The sequence below is a fragment of the Chitinophagales bacterium genome, from assembly GCA_017303415.1.
In the GTDB taxonomy this organism is placed as follows: domain Bacteria; phylum Bacteroidota; class Bacteroidia; order Chitinophagales; family Chitinophagaceae; genus SpSt-398.
The window spans coordinates 823,343-838,763 of sequence record JAFLBJ010000001.1; the positions used below are offsets into that span (position 1 = coordinate 823,343).

Annotated in this window: 21 protein-coding genes; 14 read left to right on the forward strand and 7 right to left on the reverse strand. The window is 46.6% G+C overall.

Going from position 1 to position 15,421, the window contains the following annotated elements; translation table 11 throughout:
* Positions 1-27: 27 nt before the first annotated feature.
* From J0M30_03665 to yidD, 6 genes are all read left to right on the forward strand, one after another.
* Positions 28-543 carry an OmpH family outer membrane protein gene (locus tag J0M30_03665; protein MBN8666575.1) on the forward strand — a complete coding sequence of 172 codons (516 nt, stop codon included), beginning with the start codon at positions 28-30 and terminating at the stop codon, positions 541-543.
* Between the two features lie 72 nt (positions 544-615).
* Positions 616-1,149, forward strand: a complete 534-nt coding sequence (locus J0M30_03670) for an OmpH family outer membrane protein (protein ID MBN8666576.1) — start codon at positions 616-618, stop codon at positions 1,147-1,149.
* A gap of 66 nt (positions 1,150-1,215) precedes the next feature.
* Entirely contained in the window at positions 1,216-2,064 is an 849-nt protein-coding gene (gene murI, locus J0M30_03675; GenBank protein ID MBN8666577.1) for a glutamate racemase, read from the forward strand.
* Between the two features lie 285 nt (positions 2,065-2,349).
* Positions 2,350-2,511, forward strand: coding sequence for a 50S ribosomal protein L34 (gene rpmH / locus J0M30_03680; GenBank protein ID MBN8666578.1), 162 nt, complete (start codon positions 2,350-2,352; stop codon positions 2,509-2,511).
* A gap of 91 nt (positions 2,512-2,602) precedes the next feature.
* Positions 2,603-3,016, forward strand: a complete 414-nt coding sequence (gene rnpA, locus J0M30_03685) for a ribonuclease P protein component (protein MBN8666579.1) — start codon at positions 2,603-2,605, stop codon at positions 3,014-3,016.
* A complete protein-coding gene (yidD, locus tag J0M30_03690; protein MBN8666580.1) occupies positions 2,991-3,221 on the forward strand; it encodes a membrane protein insertion efficiency factor YidD in 231 nt (76 codons plus the stop codon). The genes rnpA and yidD overlap by 26 nt, the downstream gene beginning before the upstream one ends.
* A 17-nt stretch (positions 3,222-3,238) precedes the next feature.
* Here the strand turns inward: yidD and J0M30_03695 are convergent, their stop codons facing one another.
* Positions 3,239-3,835 (reverse strand): superoxide dismutase, encoded by a 597-nt coding sequence (locus tag J0M30_03695; GenBank protein ID MBN8666581.1) that lies wholly within the window; start codon positions 3,833-3,835, stop codon positions 3,239-3,241.
* 99 nt (positions 3,836-3,934) lie between these two features.
* Here J0M30_03695 and J0M30_03700 point away from each other — a divergent pair, with 99 nt between their 5' ends.
* On the forward strand, positions 3,935-4,642 hold the full coding sequence (locus J0M30_03700; protein MBN8666582.1) for a DUF1080 domain-containing protein: 708 nt from the start codon (positions 3,935-3,937) through the stop codon (positions 4,640-4,642).
* A gap of 39 nt (positions 4,643-4,681) precedes the next feature.
* Here the strand turns inward: J0M30_03700 and J0M30_03705 are convergent, their stop codons facing one another.
* The gene (locus J0M30_03705) at positions 4,682-5,119 is read right to left on the reverse strand and encodes a nucleoside deaminase (GenBank protein MBN8666583.1); all 438 of its coding nucleotides are present in this window, start codon (positions 5,117-5,119) and stop codon (positions 4,682-4,684) included.
* 201 nt (positions 5,120-5,320) lie between these two features.
* Between J0M30_03705 and J0M30_03710 the strand changes: the two genes are divergently transcribed.
* The 3 genes from J0M30_03710 to J0M30_03720 are packed head-to-tail and all read left to right on the forward strand — an operon-like array spanning position 5,321 to position 7,836.
* Positions 5,321-6,685: an aldehyde dehydrogenase gene (locus J0M30_03710; GenBank protein ID MBN8666584.1), complete on the forward strand. Its 1,365-nt coding sequence runs from the start codon at positions 5,321-5,323 to the stop codon at positions 6,683-6,685.
* 16 nt (positions 6,686-6,701) lie between these two features.
* Complete coding sequence (locus J0M30_03715; GenBank protein ID MBN8666585.1) at positions 6,702-7,295, forward strand: glutathione peroxidase; 594 nt, start codon at positions 6,702-6,704, stop codon at positions 7,293-7,295.
* Positions 7,296-7,317: 22 nt separating this feature from the next.
* Positions 7,318-7,836 carry a hypothetical protein gene (locus tag J0M30_03720; protein ID MBN8666586.1) on the forward strand — a complete coding sequence of 173 codons (519 nt, stop codon included), beginning with the start codon at positions 7,318-7,320 and terminating at the stop codon, positions 7,834-7,836.
* Positions 7,837-7,838: 2 nt separating this feature from the next.
* Here the strand turns inward: J0M30_03720 and dusB are convergent, their stop codons facing one another.
* Positions 7,839-8,876 (reverse strand): tRNA dihydrouridine synthase DusB, encoded by a 1,038-nt coding sequence (dusB, locus tag J0M30_03725; GenBank protein MBN8666587.1) that lies wholly within the window; start codon positions 8,874-8,876, stop codon positions 7,839-7,841.
* Between the two features lie 39 nt (positions 8,877-8,915).
* Between dusB and J0M30_03730 the strand changes: the two genes are divergently transcribed.
* The 3 genes from J0M30_03730 to J0M30_03740 are packed head-to-tail and all read left to right on the forward strand — an operon-like array spanning position 8,916 to position 11,305.
* A complete protein-coding gene (locus tag J0M30_03730; GenBank protein ID MBN8666588.1) occupies positions 8,916-9,872 on the forward strand; it encodes a CPBP family intramembrane metalloprotease in 957 nt (318 codons plus the stop codon).
* A 5-nt stretch (positions 9,873-9,877) separates the two neighbouring features.
* Positions 9,878-10,609 (forward strand): phosphatidate cytidylyltransferase, encoded by a 732-nt coding sequence (locus J0M30_03735; protein MBN8666589.1) that lies wholly within the window; start codon positions 9,878-9,880, stop codon positions 10,607-10,609.
* A 36-nt stretch (positions 10,610-10,645) separates the two neighbouring features.
* Entirely contained in the window at positions 10,646-11,305 is a 660-nt protein-coding gene (locus J0M30_03740) for a phosphatidylserine decarboxylase family protein (GenBank protein ID MBN8666590.1), read from the forward strand.
* 119 nt (positions 11,306-11,424) lie between these two features.
* On the opposite strand, the gene J0M30_03745 is transcribed toward J0M30_03740, so the two are convergent.
* Positions 11,425-12,120, reverse strand: coding sequence for a YjjG family noncanonical pyrimidine nucleotidase (locus J0M30_03745; protein ID MBN8666591.1), 696 nt, complete (start codon positions 12,118-12,120; stop codon positions 11,425-11,427).
* Complete coding sequence (locus J0M30_03750) at positions 12,120-12,896, reverse strand: FkbM family methyltransferase (GenBank protein MBN8666592.1); 777 nt, start codon at positions 12,894-12,896, stop codon at positions 12,120-12,122. Before J0M30_03750 ends, J0M30_03745 begins: the two co-directional genes overlap by 1 nt.
* Positions 12,897-12,989: 93 nt before the next feature.
* Here J0M30_03750 and J0M30_03755 point away from each other — a divergent pair, with 93 nt between their 5' ends.
* On the forward strand, positions 12,990-13,691 hold the full coding sequence (locus tag J0M30_03755) for an SDR family oxidoreductase (protein ID MBN8666593.1): 702 nt from the start codon (positions 12,990-12,992) through the stop codon (positions 13,689-13,691).
* 33 nt (positions 13,692-13,724) lie between these two features.
* Here the strand turns inward: J0M30_03755 and J0M30_03760 are convergent, their stop codons facing one another.
* Complete coding sequence (locus J0M30_03760; protein ID MBN8666594.1) at positions 13,725-14,429, reverse strand: response regulator transcription factor; 705 nt, start codon at positions 14,427-14,429, stop codon at positions 13,725-13,727.
* Positions 14,426-15,418 carry a two-component sensor histidine kinase gene (locus J0M30_03765; protein ID MBN8666595.1) on the reverse strand — a complete coding sequence of 331 codons (993 nt, stop codon included), beginning with the start codon at positions 15,416-15,418 and terminating at the stop codon, positions 14,426-14,428. Before J0M30_03765 ends, J0M30_03760 begins: the two co-directional genes overlap by 4 nt.
* Positions 15,419-15,421: the final 3 nt, after the last annotated feature.

Consider the following 15,421-nt stretch of genomic DNA (forward strand, 5'->3'; position numbering starts at 1 on the left):
TATTATTCATTGCCAAAAAATAGTGTTATGAAAAAGATGATCCTGGCCCTCTTCAGTCTCCTGGTCATAGGAACGGCGGCAGAGGCGCAGAAATATGCCATCATTGATACCCGCTATATTCTGGACAAAATGCCGGAATATACGTCTGCCCAAAAGCAATTGGATGAAATTGCCGCCGGCTGGCAAAAGGAGATCGATGACAAGCAAACCGAACTCGACCGGCTGTACCGGGAATTTGATGTGGAACAGGTAATGCTGACCGACGAGCTGAAGAAGAAAAGAGAGAACCAACTCTTTATTAAAGAGAAAGAACTCCGTGATCTTCAACGCAAACGCTTTGGTTTTGAAGGCGATCTGTTCAAAAAAAGGCAGGAATTGGTAAAGCCTGTCCAGGACAAGGTCTACAATGCCGTTCAAAAGCTGGCCGTACAGCGGGGGTATGACTTTATTCTTGACAAAAGTGAAGGAATTACTGTTATCTTTGCCGACCCCAAATTGGACAAGAGTGAGGATATTTTGAAGGAATTAGGGGTCAAAAACTGATGTTAAAGATTTCTAAAAACGCAACTAAAACGAATACAATCGTATCATACTAAAACACCAACAAAAAGTATAATGAAAAAGGTAACAGGCTTATTTATCGCCCTTCTGCTTTTGACGACTGCCTCCACTGTAAGTGCCCAAAAAACTGGATATATCCGTGTGGATGAAATGGTATCGCTGATGCCTGAGTTGTCCAAGATCGACACGCTGCTGGCTCAATACCGTGATGATTCTTTGCCCGGTACATTCAACTACCTGCTGGTAGAGTATCAGCGCTATGACAGCATTTCGAAAGATAGCATCAAGCCCCTGATCGTACGTAATGATGCCGCCAAAAAAGCGGGTGAGTTCCTGACTGAATTACAGAACTGGCAATCTACCGCCCAACAAATGATCGAAGGCAAACAGTCTGCTTTGCTTCAGCCTATTTATACAAAGGTGATGAAAGCCATTGATGATGTAGCCAAGGAAAAAGGCTATGCCTATGTTTATAACCGGGAAGCCTTGTTAGTGGCCCCTCCGGCTGATGACCTTCTACCCTTGGTAGCTGCGAAATTGGGGGTAAAACTGCCTCCCAAAGCGCCCGCCACCAAGCCCGGAAACTAATATCATAAAATAAGTTTCATATAGAACTGCCGCCTTATTGGGCGGCAGTTTACATTTGTGGCTGTCATGTTGAGCAAAAACCCCATTGGCATATTTGATTCCGGTTATGGCGGTCTTACCGTGATGAAGGAGATCGTATCACGATTACCACAGTATGATTATCTCTACCTGGGGGATAATGCGCGTACGCCTTATGGTAACCGGTCCTTTGAAACGGTTTATCATTATACACTCGAATCGGTGGAATGGCTTTTTTCACAGGGATGCCCATTAGTTATACTGGCCTGTAATACGGCTTCGGCGAAAGCCTTGCGGACGATCCAGCAAAATGACCTTCCGCGCATTGCCCCGGATAACCGGGTGCTGGGGGTGATACGCCCAACCGCTGAAGTGATCGGGCAGTATTCCAAATCCGGTCATATCGGCGTTTTGGGTACCCGGGGTACAGTTCAGTCTGAATCCTACCTGATCGAGATCGCAAAATTCTTTCCAACATACCAGGTATACCAACAAGCTTGTCCTATGTGGGTGCCTCTGGTGGAAAACAACCAACATTCAGGGCCGGGTGCCGACTATTTTGTAAGGGAATGTCTTGACCAGATTTTGGGTACCCATCCGGATATAGATACCCTGCTCCTGGCTTGTACACACTACCCTTTGCTCATGGATAAGATCCGGGACCTGGTGCCAAAAGGTATGCAGGTCATTTCCCAGGGCCCGATCGTGGCTGAAAGCCTGGCAGCCTACCTCGCGCGCCATACCGAAATGGAGGCCCGGCTTGGGAAAGGTGGCAGCAGGGCTTATTTTACCACAGACTCTACCGAAGACTTTGATAGTCAGGCGAAAATATTTTTAGGAGAAGCGGTGAGGGCGGAGAAGGCGGAGCTGGGAAAGGGCAGCAGACGTGAGACGTGAATCGTGAGACGTGAGACGTGAGACGTGAGACGTGAGACGTGAGACGTGAGTAAACTATTAAGAATCAAAGTTATAAATGTTTCACTATTCACCATTGACTATTGACTATTCACTATTCACGTCTCACGTCTCACGATTCACGTCTCACATCTCAGGTTTTTCCCTTTCTTTTTCCCCATTTTTCCCCTACCTTTGCCGTCCTTTCACAAACGGTGGGAAGTGGTGTTCCCGCTGCGACAGGATGATAAACCCGTAAGGGATCTTTAAAAAGGAAAAAAGCAGACTATGCCAAAAAAACGTACTTATCAACCGCACCGCCGCCGCCGGAAAAGTGTCCATGGCTTTCGCAAGCGTATGGAAACTGCCAATGGCCGTAAGGTATTGGCCAGCCGCAGGAGAAAGGGACGTAAGAAACTGACCGTTTCTGACGAACAAAGACTCAAATAGACCCAATGATCCGGGTTGATCCCCGGTCTTCGGAATTTGAATATATTTAGCAATAGCTTCGGGGTTCCGGAGCTATTTTTTTTTGAACGAAATGAAAAAACAATTCACGCTGGGAAAAGAAGAGCGGTTGAAAAGCCGGAAGCAGATCGATCATCTGTTTCGGGAAGGCCGTTCCTTTAATTTTTTTCCATTCCGGGTATTGTTTTCCATTTCACCCAGGCAGCCTGATACAACATCGGTGATCCAATTTGGGATCGGGGTGTCCACCCGGCATTTTAAAAAAGCGGTGGACCGAAACAGGATAAAAAGGCTGAGTCGCGAGGCCTGGCGTTTACAGAAGAATGAACTTACCGAGCTGTTAAGCACCAAACAAAAAGGCCTGAATACATTCTTTGTATTTACCGGAAAAGAATTGGTGGAATTTGCCGAAGTCAGTGAAAAAATGACCGGGTGTATACAAAAACTGAAAAAGTTTATTGATGAAGACATTGACCCGCATACTTAGTATTCCCTTTATCTTGCTCATCAAGATCTATCAGTGGGTTATTTCCCCCTGGCTGGGACCCAAATGCCGGTTCACACCCACCTGTTCGCACTATGCAGCCGAGGCCTTTAAGAAACACGGGGTTTTCAAAGGCTTTTGGCTGGCGGTAAAGCGGATATCCAAATGTCATCCCTGGGGCGGAAGTGGGTATGATCCGGTTCCCTGATTTTTTATTTCACGGAATTATTTAAGCCGGCCCGCTACAACATCCCAACTAACCACATTCCAAAACGCGGCCAGATAATCTGCCCGGCGGTTCTGGTATTTGAGGTAGTAGGCATGTTCCCATACATCCACACCGAGTAAGGGGGTACCTTTTACTTCGGCCACATCCATCAGGGGGTTATCTTGATTGGGGGTAGAGCTGATCTCCAGTTTGCCATCTTTTTGTATCAGCCAGGCCCAACCCGAGCCAAAACGGGTCATTCCCGCAGCTGCAAATTTTTCTTTGAATGTATCAAATGAACCAAAGGCTGCATTGATAGCATCAGCCAATTTACCGCTTGGGGCACCGCCTGCATTATGGGCCAGGCTTTCCCAGAAGAAACTGTGGTTCCAGTGACCGCCACCGTTATTACGTACGGCCGGGGAAATAGTACCTGCTACAGCAACCAGTTGCTCCAGGGTCTTTCCTTCATGCTCCGTGCCGGCAACGGCCTTATTGAGGTTGTCTACATAGGCCTGATGGTGCTTTCCATGATGGATCTGCATGGTCAGGGTATCAATATGAGGTTCCAACGCCTCGTGTGCATAGGGAAGGGCTGGTAATGTAAATGCCATGGTGTTGTTTTTGAGTATAAAAAGATCGGTTATCGTTTAATTATTCAACAAATTTAATGCGGGAAAGTTGATTACCTTCATTAATTAAAAAATGACCACATGAGAATATCGTATTCACTGCTCCTCCTGGGGCTTTGCATCTTTATGGCTCCGCTCCTAAGCCAGGCTCAAAACGACAACACACTTACTAAAAAGGAAAAGAAAGAGGGTTGGACCCTTTTGTTTGACGGCAAGTCACTCAAAGGCTGGAAAGGGTTTAAAGATCGTGCTGCCGCAGGCTGGCAGGTGGAAAATGGGGAAATAATGTGCAAGGAAGGCAACATCAACGGGCGATCTGACCTCATCACCACAGACATGTATGAGAATTTCGAATTGTCCATTGAATGGAAAATTGCACCCAAACACAATAGCGGTATCATCTATATGGTAACCGAAGAGGCAGGGGCTACCTACGAAACCGGTCCCGAATACCAACTCATTGATGACCTTGGATACCCCGACCCGCTCCGTGATGTGCAACTCAGCGGATCAAATTACGATATGCACCCTCCGCTGGAAAAAGTGGCCAAACCCGCCGGCGAATACAATATCACCCGTATCCTGGTCAATAAAGGCCATGTAGAACATTGGTTGAATGGTGTGAAAGTAGTGGAGTATGAACTCTGGACGCCCGAGTGGGAACAAACCAAAACCAATAGCAAATGGAAAGATGTTTCTACCTATGGTCAATCGGCTTCAGGCTATCTGGCTTTGCAGGACCATGGCGGTGGAGTGTGGTTTAAGAATATCAAACTAAGGAAATTGTAAATAGCGATTAGCTGTTGGCTATTAGCTATTAGCCAACAGCTATCTTTTGTTTCTGAAGAAGGCCTTCATCAACTCCGCACATTCCTCCTTCAAAATACCTCTTGTGATTTCTGTTTTTGGATGAAAGGGCCATTCTTCGCGGGTGATGCGTTTGTGTCCGTTCTTTTCATCATCTGCACCCCATACAATCCGGGCGATCTTACTCCAGTACAAAGCACCTGCGCACATCAGGCAAGGTTCTACGGTAACATACAATACCGCTTCAGGTAAATATTTGCTTCCTAAAAAATTAAAGGCCGAAGTAAGCGCGATCATTTCTGCATGCGCTGTCGGGTCATTTAACCGTTCCACCATATTATGACCACGGGCAATGATCTTTCCATTCAATACAACCACGGCACCAACAGGAATCTCCTCTTCATCATAGGCGAGTCGCGCTTCTTTGAGGGCTGCGGTCATGTAGTATTCGTCGGTCATTGGGTGTGTGTGGTGGGTGAAGAGTGAGACGTGAGGCGTGAGACGTGAGACGTGAGGCGTGAATCGTCAGGAACTGGTCATTGGTCGATTATTTTAGTTAGGCGCAAGCTACAATTTTTTATTAAAAACCGGTTTCTCGAACCTCACACCTCACGCTTCACGTCTCACGCCTCACATTTCACAATTCACTACCTTCACACCATGCCACCCCTCACCCCTCTTCGCCAATACTTTCAATCCGGGGCTACACGTCCGGTTGGGTTTCGCATGGCACAGTTAAAAAAACTCAAGCAGGCGATACTTTCGCATGAACAGGAAATTTATCAGGCTTTGCGGTCTGATCTGAACAAGAGTCCCGAAGAAGCCTGGGTAACAGAGATCGGGCTTGTGATCAAAGAGATCAATAATGCGATCCGCCATTTACCCCATTGGGTCAAGCCGGAAAGGGTAGGAACAGATATTGTCAACCTGCCTTCTTCCAGTTTTGTGGTGCGTGATCCATTGGGGACTGTATTGGTGATCGGCCCCTGGAATTTTCCGTTTATGCTGACCATTCTACCTGTGATCGGTGCCATGGCTGGAGGAAATACGATCGTGGTAAAACCCAGTGAATTTGCCCCCGCTACCTCGGCGCTGATCAGCAAGATCATCCAGGCCATATTTCCTCCTGAGTATATGCTTTGTGTAGAGGGCGAAGGCGCAGTGGTGGTCCCCGAGCTGATGAAAGACTTTCGCTTTGACCATTTATTTTATACCGGAAGTACGGCAGTTGGAAAGATCATTTACAAAATGGCGGCAGATCAACTAATCCCTGTTACCCTTGAGTTAGGAGGGAAAGGACCTTGCGTAGTAGAAGCCGATGCAAATATCAGGGTGGCAGCCAGACGCATCGCCGTAACAAAATTCTCCAATGGCGGTCAAATGTGTGTGAGCCCCGATTATGTGTTGGTACATGAATCGGTTCGCGAACAATTTATCGCCGAATTTAAAAAAGCCACGGTTCAGTTTTTTGGAGAAGATCCCAAAAACAATAACGACTATGTACGGATCATCAATCACCGGCAATTTGACCGTCTTACAAAGTATTTGGCCGAAGGCCATATCCTGATGGGTGGAGAACATGACCGGGAAAGATTATATATCGATCCAACCCTGATGGACCAGGTTTCACCCGACGCAATGGTGATGAAAGAAGAGATATTCGGCCCCATCCTACCCCTCTTTTCATTTACTGATGCCAAAGAAGCCCGCCAACTTATACAACAAAACCCTGATCCGCTTTGTTTCTATATTTTTAGCAACAACTCCAAAACGATAAAGGAATGGCAGGAGGCGGTTCCGGCAGGTACATCCTGTATCAACAATGCCTCCTGGCAATTTACGAATCACCACCTTCCGTTTGGCGGCAGAGGAGCGAGTGGAATTGGGAAGTATCACGGTCATTTTTCCTTTGAAACCTTTACCCATCCTCGCTCCGTACTCAAAACACCCGTGTGGTTTGATCCGGATATCAAGTACCCGCCGATGAAAGGAAAGCTGGGATTGTTCAGGAAGGTGATACGATAAGGGATTGATTACACAGATGACAATCAGGCAACAAATATTGAAATGGGTTTATCCGGTTTGGTTGGGTTTTACCCGGTTGATTGGTTTAAATAATAAGACAATGGAGAATACCAACCGGCAAGGGCCTTCCCAATCCTTTTATGACCTGAAAGTGATCTTGAACAATGGAGAGGAGTTTCCGTTTTCCAATTTAAAAGGGAAGAAGGTCTTATTGGTGAATACCGCTTCGGATTGTGGCTATACCCCTCAATACACCGATCTGCAACAGTTATATAAAGAAAATGAGGCTGAATTGGTGGTGGTTGGTTTCCCGGCCAATGATTTCAAAGAACAGGAAAAAGGGAATGATGAGGAAATTGCGGCTTTTTGCCAGCGAAATTTTGGTGTGAGTTTTCCTCTGGTAAAAAAATCTACCGTGATCAAAGGGCCTGGTCAAAACCCGGTCTTTCAATGGTTATCGGATCCTAAGAAGAATGGATGGAATAGCCAGGAGCCGGTTTGGAATTTCTCCAAATATCTTGTCAATGAGGAAGGGATCCTGCTACAGTATTACGGGCCTTCTGTGTCTCCGCTTGGTCCCGAGATCGGGAATGCAATAAAAAAGGGTTAACTTTTTGGCCTAAATCAAGGCCATGTTCCAACCCGATTTCAGTTTTGTTCATAAATATTTTATGGCAGAGAAACAGGAAAGCCTGTTGTTTCTGATCATTGGCGGGCTAGCGGTATTGCTCTCGGTGGTATTTTTCTTTTTTCTAAAAACAAATCCCGGATTTTTTAAAGGGGCGGCCATTCCGCTTTTTCTGGTGGGAACCCTGCTGGGCATTGTGGGCTATACGGTGTATGCCCGGTCGGATAAACAACGGATGGATGTGGCCTATAAGATGGGGCTTAACCGGGGAGGATATATAAAAATGGAAGAGGGCCCGCGTATGGAGAAAGTAATGAAGAATTTTGTGATATACCGATATGTGGAGATCGGCCTGGCTATAGCAGGTATATTCCTGTTCTTTTATTTTAAAAATGATCCGGCACGCGTTTTCTGGAAGGGCTTTGGGCTTACATTAGCGATCATGGCGATGATTGCGCTTGGTGCCGATTACTTTGCGGAGAAAAGAGGAAGAGTGTATCAGTTAGAATTAAATAAGAAATGAGGTTACACCGGGCATTTCTCATGATAATTGACTAATTCGATTTTTGCTTTTTCAAATACAAAGCCATCATAATTCTTCTCGATCTCATTCAGCACTTCATCAATGGCATCAACTTCTTTTAGCGTAACCAGTTTGCCCCGGTATTCTTTGATATTGGGCAGGCCTTTGAGGTAATTGGCATAATGCCGGCGCATTTCATTGATGCCGACTATTGGGCCTTTCCATTCTACCGACTTATGCAAATGCTTACGGCAAACGGTTACCCGGTCTTTTATGGATGGTGGGTCCAGGTGCTCCCCGGTTTTGACAAAATGTTTGATCTCATTAAAGATCCACGGATATCCAATTGCCGCACGACCGATCATGATACCATCTACACCGTAACGATTTTTATATTCCAATGCCTTTTCAGGACTGTCAATATCTCCATTGCCAAAAATGGGGATCTTAATGCGTGGGTTGTTCTTTACTTTTCCAATCAGGGTCCAATCGGCTTCGCCCTTGTACATCTGCGTACGCGTACGGCCATGAATGGAGAGGGCGCTGATACCTACATCCTGAAGTCGTTCCGCGACTTCTTCAATATTCCTTGTTTGATCATCCCAGCCCAGACGGGTCTTCACCGTTACCGGTAAAGAGGTCGAGCGTACCACGGCTTCTGTCAGCCGAACCATGAGGTCGATATCTCTGAGTACACCGGCACCTGCCCCTTTGAGGGCTACTTTTTTTACCGGGCAGCCAAAATTGATATCCAGCAGATCGGGTTGGGTAACATCCACGATACGCGCGGCCAGGGCCAGGCTTTCTTCATCCCCACCAAAGATCTGGATACCGATGGGGCGTTCATAATCGAAAATGTCGAGTTTTTTTCGGCTCTTGATCGCATCCCGTATCAACCCTTCACTGCTGATGAATTCGGTGTACATCAGATCAGCGCCATTGTCTTTACAAACCGCACGAAAGGGTGGGTCACTCACATCCTCCATGGGGGCGAGTAAAAGAGGGAATTCCGGTAATGCTATGTTTCCGATATTTGCCATTCGAGCCTGCAAAATTACACCTAAAAATCGGAGTTGTCTATGCCTGCCTACCTGAAATACAGACCTGCCTGGAGCCAATTGCTGGTATTCATTGGACTTTCTTTTGCCATCTTCATGGTACTCAGCATCATTGGCATGTTTATCCTGGCCCGGATGACAGGGATGGGTATGATGGAAATGGCGGATGTAAACAAATGGGACCTGACGAACCCCAACACCCTGCTGATCGTACGAGGGATGTTGACCATCCAGTTTTTGTGTTTGTTCCTGATCCCCGTACTGCTCTTTGCTTATTTTTCAGACCCCCATCCAATGGAATATCTGGGTTTGAAACAAAAGACGCCTGCTTTTTATTTTGCCGCCGGGATATTGATCATGATCCTTTCCTTTCCGCTGGCGAGCTGGTTGGGTATCCTCAATCAATCCATACCTTTTCCCGAGAGCATGCAAAAATGGATGGATGAAACGGCTGAAGGGTCAAATAAGCAGATTGAATTCATGCTGACGCAAAAGGGAACCGATCAATTGCTCAAGAACCTGTTCTTTATAGCTGTTTTTGCCGGTGTGGGGGAAGAACTATTTTTCAGGGGAGTGATTCAACGTTTGCTGATCCGTTGGTTTAAAAGTCCCTGGGCAGGTATTCTGGCTGCCGCAGCCATTTTCTCCGCCATCCATTTTCAGTTTGATGGGTTTCTGCCCCGGATGATGCTGGGTATTGTACTGGGGGCCATGTATTGGTACAGTGGTAGCCTTTGGACAGCCATCCTGGCGCATGTGGTGTATGATGGCGTCATTGTGATCATCACCCATTTTGACCCGAGTAAAATTTCTTCCGACGCACCACTGGACATGAATGGTTTGTCACCCGCCATAATGGGAATCGTCAGCCTGGTCCTGGTAAGCGCCCTGATCTATTGGATGCGAAAACGATCGACCAATAGTATGGAAAAAGTATATGCGGGAGACAGAGCCCCCAATGATCCCTTTTCATTCTGATCGCCATGGCACTTAATAAAAAAGTTTTCATGACCCGAACATTGACCGCGCTGGTTTTTGCCGCGGTGATGCTGACGGGCTTGTTATGGAATTTCTGGTCATTCCTTGTGCTTTTTGTTGTGATCCACTTTGGATGCTGGTATGAATTCATCCGGCTCCTGAAAAAAATGGATGCATCCAAATATTTGCAGCGTGTGGTATGGGGATTGATTTACATCACGCTTCCCTGCGCGCTGATGATCCATCTGGGTTTTCTTGGATCGGAGGCTGCTTCCCTTTCTATCGAAGATGGGTTGTATGAAAGCTGGCCGGCCCATCTCACCCTTGTTCCTATCGCTATCATTTCTGCTATTTGGATCAATGATACCATGGCCTATATTGTCGGCTCCTTGATTGGTAAAACACCGTTGTCGCCGGTATCTCCCAAAAAGACCTGGGAGGGCACCATCGGGGGTATCCTGTTGTCAATATTGGCCACCGGATTTTTATTTTCGCGGCTTTATGCCAATGTGCTTGATTCAAACCACCTCTTTGAATACCGGTTTGGCTATTGGTTCATCATAGCCGGTATTGCAGCCATTGCCGGCACTTTTGGTGATCTGCTTGAATCCAAATTGAAAAGAATGGCGGGAGTGAAGGATAGCGGGCAGATCATGCCGGGGCATGGTGGCTTTCTCGACCGGTTTGACTCACTGCTGATCGCGATTCCCTTTGTGTGGCTCTTCGTGATGCTCTGATTCAAAATCTTATCTTTACAGCCACAATTTTGACCCATGACCATACATAAGGAAGGATATACCATCATTGCCTGGAGTACGATCCTGTTTGGATTGATCAACCTCGTTTCCTTTTATTTTCTCAGTTTCTATTCTCCCTGGCTTAGCTGGCTCATCTTCCTTGTCACATTTGCCCTGTGGATCTTTGTCATTTCATTTTTCCGGTTGCCCAACCGGGTTCTCACAATGAAGGATAACGCGGTCATTGCACCGGCTGATGGAAAGGTTGTGGTGATTGAGGAAGTACAAGCCGATGAATATTTTTCGGATCGCCGTATTCAGGTGTCCATTTTCATGAGCCCGTTGAATGTACACGTAAACCGGAACCCTGTATCGGGTGATGTAGTGTACAGTGAGTACCACAAGGGTAAATATCTGGTGGCCTGGCACCCCAAATCATCCACCGAAAACGAAAGACATACCGTTGTGTATAAGATGGCGAATGGAACAGAGATTCTAACAAAACAGATCGCTGGGGCATTGGCCAAACGGATCATTAACTACCTCAAACCCGGGATGCAGGTAAAACAGAATGATGAAATGGGTTTTATCCGATTTGGCTCCCGGGTAGATATCTTTTTACCCCTGGAGGCGAATATCAAAGTGAAAATTGGAGATAAGCCAAAGGGCGGAGTTACAGTAGTGGCGGAGATTTGAGACTTTTTTTTCTCGCGGCGAACGCAGAGAATATGGCGAACGCGGCGGCAATCCATAGTTCGAAAATAGTAAGGCCGCAGCGACCGTCTTTTTCTTCTGCGTTCGCCGCGAGAAAAAAATCAAAATATCCCTTCTAACTCTTTCAACGAATACACGGTAAACGTAGGCTCAAAATCCGCTTTTTCATTGATGTGGTTGACAAATACCTGGTCCATCCCGGCATTCATTGCCCCTTTGATATCCACTTCCAGGCTATCGCCGATCATGATGCTGTTGGCCGGGTTGGCACCCGTTTGCTGAAAAGCGTATTCAAATATTTCCCGATGAGGTTTCAGGCTATTACTTCCTTCGGAGGTGATAACCGCGGAGAAAAAATGATCAATACCCGAATTCTTCAATTTGCTGTGCTGGGTTTTTTCAAACCCATTGGTGATGAGGTGAAGACGGTATTTATTTTCCTGCAGATAGGTCAGGATCTCAAGGGCATGGGGGAAGAGGATATTTCGGGTGGGTAGCAGGTCCAAAAAAATTAAACCCATTTCCCTGGCCAGGGGCTCATCACCAATCTTGAAATCAAGCAAGGTGAGCCACATCCTTTTCCAGCGCAGTTCATCCACTTTAATAAAGCCATTGCGGTAACGGGCCCAGAGTTTTTCGTTGTGGACGAGGTATTGTTTGTGAAAACGGTCAAAATCATCCACGCCTCTTTCTGCTAAGCGCATCGAATCATACATTTCCACCAGGGTTTGCCGGCTATTGGCTTCAAAATCCCAGAGGGTATGATCCAGATCAAAGAAAATATGCTGGTATTTCATTAGCGGGCGATCCATTTTTCATCGTAGGCGATAAAGAAATAATTATATCCTTTCCGGTATTGTCCGGCAAATTCTTCGCGGGAAAATCCCTGCATTTTTTTTAAAAAATATTCGATGACGGATACCTGCATCCCACTATCGGCAAAGATATCATAGACCTTTTCCGGAACGGTATCATACATGGAGCCTCCGCCCGAACTGAATTCAAACAGAACAATGGGGCGGTCACGTTTTAATAAACCACGCGCTCCTTCCAACACGATCATTTCAGCACCTTCCACATCGATCTTGATCAGATCGATCTTCTGATCGGCGGGGATAAGATCATCAAGTCTTTCTGTTTTTACGGTAAATGTCTTTACCTCCTGACTGCCAAAATCCGTTCTTTTTTTCAGGCCGCTCAGGGCGGGTTTATCTACAAAGAGATTGAATTCAGCCGTACCCTGCTGATCGGAGAGTGCGCAATCAAGCACTTTTACACGGGTTCCAAATTTTTTTTGCAGTCCTTGATAGAGGTGGGGAATGGGTTCAATGGCCACATGTTTACCCTGCGGAGCTGCTTTGAGTATTTCACGAAGGATATGCCCCAGGTGTGCGCCGATATCTATGGTATTTGAATCGGGACGAAGACATTGCTCCAATACCCGCAGGGTTTGCGGGTCGTATTTATCAATGGATCCCTTAAAAACAAGATCCGTCAGGTCATAAAGTCCGTAAGCGGCCTTTTTGATCCAGCGTTTGGCGAAATCCGGTAATTTATTTTGAAGTGAACCCATGTGGTGGAATAATGCGCAAAAGTAACTAATGCCGCCTGAATGTTGCCCGGCGGAATAGTATCTTTATGGGCACTTAAATTTCAATCGGGTACCATGAATGTAGTCATCACAGGCGCTTCCCGGGGCATTGGCCGGGCCATCGCTGAAGAATTTGCTTCCCAGGGGCATAACCTGTTTCTCTGTGGAAGGGATGAAACCACGCTAAAATCCACTTTGGAGGCGATTATGGCCCGGTATCCTGGCGTTAAGGTCAAGGCCAAGGCACGTGACCTTTCGATAAAAGAAGAAGCCCAGGCCTTTGGAAAGTGGATCATTGATAACGGTTACCCCATCGATATACTGGTGAACAATGCCGGACAATTCATTCCGGGAAGCATTTACAACGAAGAAGACGGGGTATTGGAGCAAATGATATCTGTCAACCTTTATTCGGCCTACCATCTTACCCGGGTGCTGGTTCCGGAACTGATCAGGAAAAAAAGCGGGCATATTTTCAATATCTCTTCCATTGCGGCTTTAAAAGCTTATGCCAACGGAGGTTCCTATAGCATCAGCAAATATGCCTTGCACGGATTTTCAAAGAATTTAAGGGAGGAATTAAAACCCTTTAATATCAAAGTGACCACCGTTTTTCCCGGGGCTGTATTCACTGATTCCTGGGGGGATTTTGACAATAGCGCGCACCGCATCATGGAAGCGACCGATGTGGCAAAAATGATCTTTGCTGCTTCTCAATTATCACCCGGGGCTTGTGTGGAAGATATCGTATTGCGGCCGCAGTTGGGGGATTTGTAGTTTTTTTCCCGCAGCACACACAACGAAAAAAACCTATTCCGTGTATTTATACCCCACTCCCCGAACGGAATGAAAGTACCTGGGGTTGCGGGAATCGTCTTCAAAGTATTTCCGGAAATTAAGAATGAAATTATCGATCGTGCGGGTAGTTGGATACACATTATACCCCCAAACCACCTGTAAGATCTTTTCCCGGGTAACGACCTCGTTCTTATTCTCAAAAAGCAACTTGAGCAGCATGCTTTCCTTTTTGCTCAGTTGGATCTTCTTTCCTGTTTTGGTGCTGGCTTCCTGGGCTTTGAAGTCAACTACATTTTGCCCAAACTGATAGGTGTCTCCGATACTGTCTTTATCCTGTAGCTTCTTATTCTTTTCAATAAGTTTTTGTACGCGGAGGATCAGTTCTTCCAGATTAAAGGGTTTGGTTAGATAGTCATCCGCTCCTTTTTTTAACCCTAATACCCGATCGGCGCTGGTATTTTTTGCACTGAGAATAAGAATGGGCGTTTCATTGTTCTTTACCCGGATGGTTTCTGTTACATGGATGCCATCCATTTCAGGGAGCATCACATCCAGGATGATCAGGTCGAAGTATTCGGATTGAACGGCTTTGAGGGCCTGGGCGCCATCATAGGCGCTGGACACTTCATAGCCTTCCAATTCTAGATTGAGCTTTAGCGCTTCGTGCAGGTTCTCCTCGTCTTCAACAAGGAGTATGGAGGCTTTGGATGTACTCATGGTCGGGTGTCAAAACTAACGGCAAAATTACTCCCATTGGGTAAATGGTTTGTCACTGAAATGTCGGCATTATGGGCTCCGGCGATCTTTTTACAAAGGTAGAGACCCAACCCGGTACCGGGGGTACGTCGGGTGGATTCATTGCCTACCCGGTAGAATTTGTCGAAAATGCGGGTCTTTTCATGATCAGGTATGCCTTCACCTTCGTCGATGATCTGCAAAACCACCTTGCCGGAGGTTTCTTTTCTGAGTTGGCAAAGGATCGGTTTTGTGCGGGGGGAGTATTTAATGGCGTTTTCCAATAGGTTATTGACGAGCAATTGAAGCAGAAGGGCATCTCCTCTTATTTCAGTCTCGGGTTCGATGGCCGCTTCAATATCCCTGTCCGGAAAACGGTTTCTGAAATCCTGCACACAATCCCGCATCAGGTCGGATAGGTTTAGTTCCTCCCGGGTAGAAGCATATCCGCCTTCCAATTGCGCGGATACAAGAATATTCGAGGTCAAAAAATTCAAGCGGGCGGTTTCCTGAAGGGTTTTGGTGATCAGCTTCTTTTGTTTTTCCGGGTCCAACTGGTGTTTTTGCATGGTCTCCAGGTTGAGCCGGGCCACCGAAATGGGCGTCTTCAGTTCATGGGTCACCGCCATCATGAAATTCTGTTGTTGCTGTTGCACGCGAAATTGTTTGCGTACAGAGCGGGCTACGAATAGCGCGCCGGTAAGGGCCAGGGTAAGAAAGGCGATTCCTTCAGCCAGGTATTTTGCTGTATTTCTGATTCGGGTGTGATGAATCGAATCAAGGGCTCTTTCATAACGATCGGGGGTAAGCAGGCTTTGTTGCGATTCGAGGTTCTTTTCCCGAAGGGCTGCCATATCGCGGTTCTGTTTTTCGAGGGAGATATACCACCACACAAGGGCAGCTACAATGTAAAACAGTACAAAGCTATAAAGCAGGGTGATCCTTTTTATTCTTCCTTTTCCGGTTAACATGGC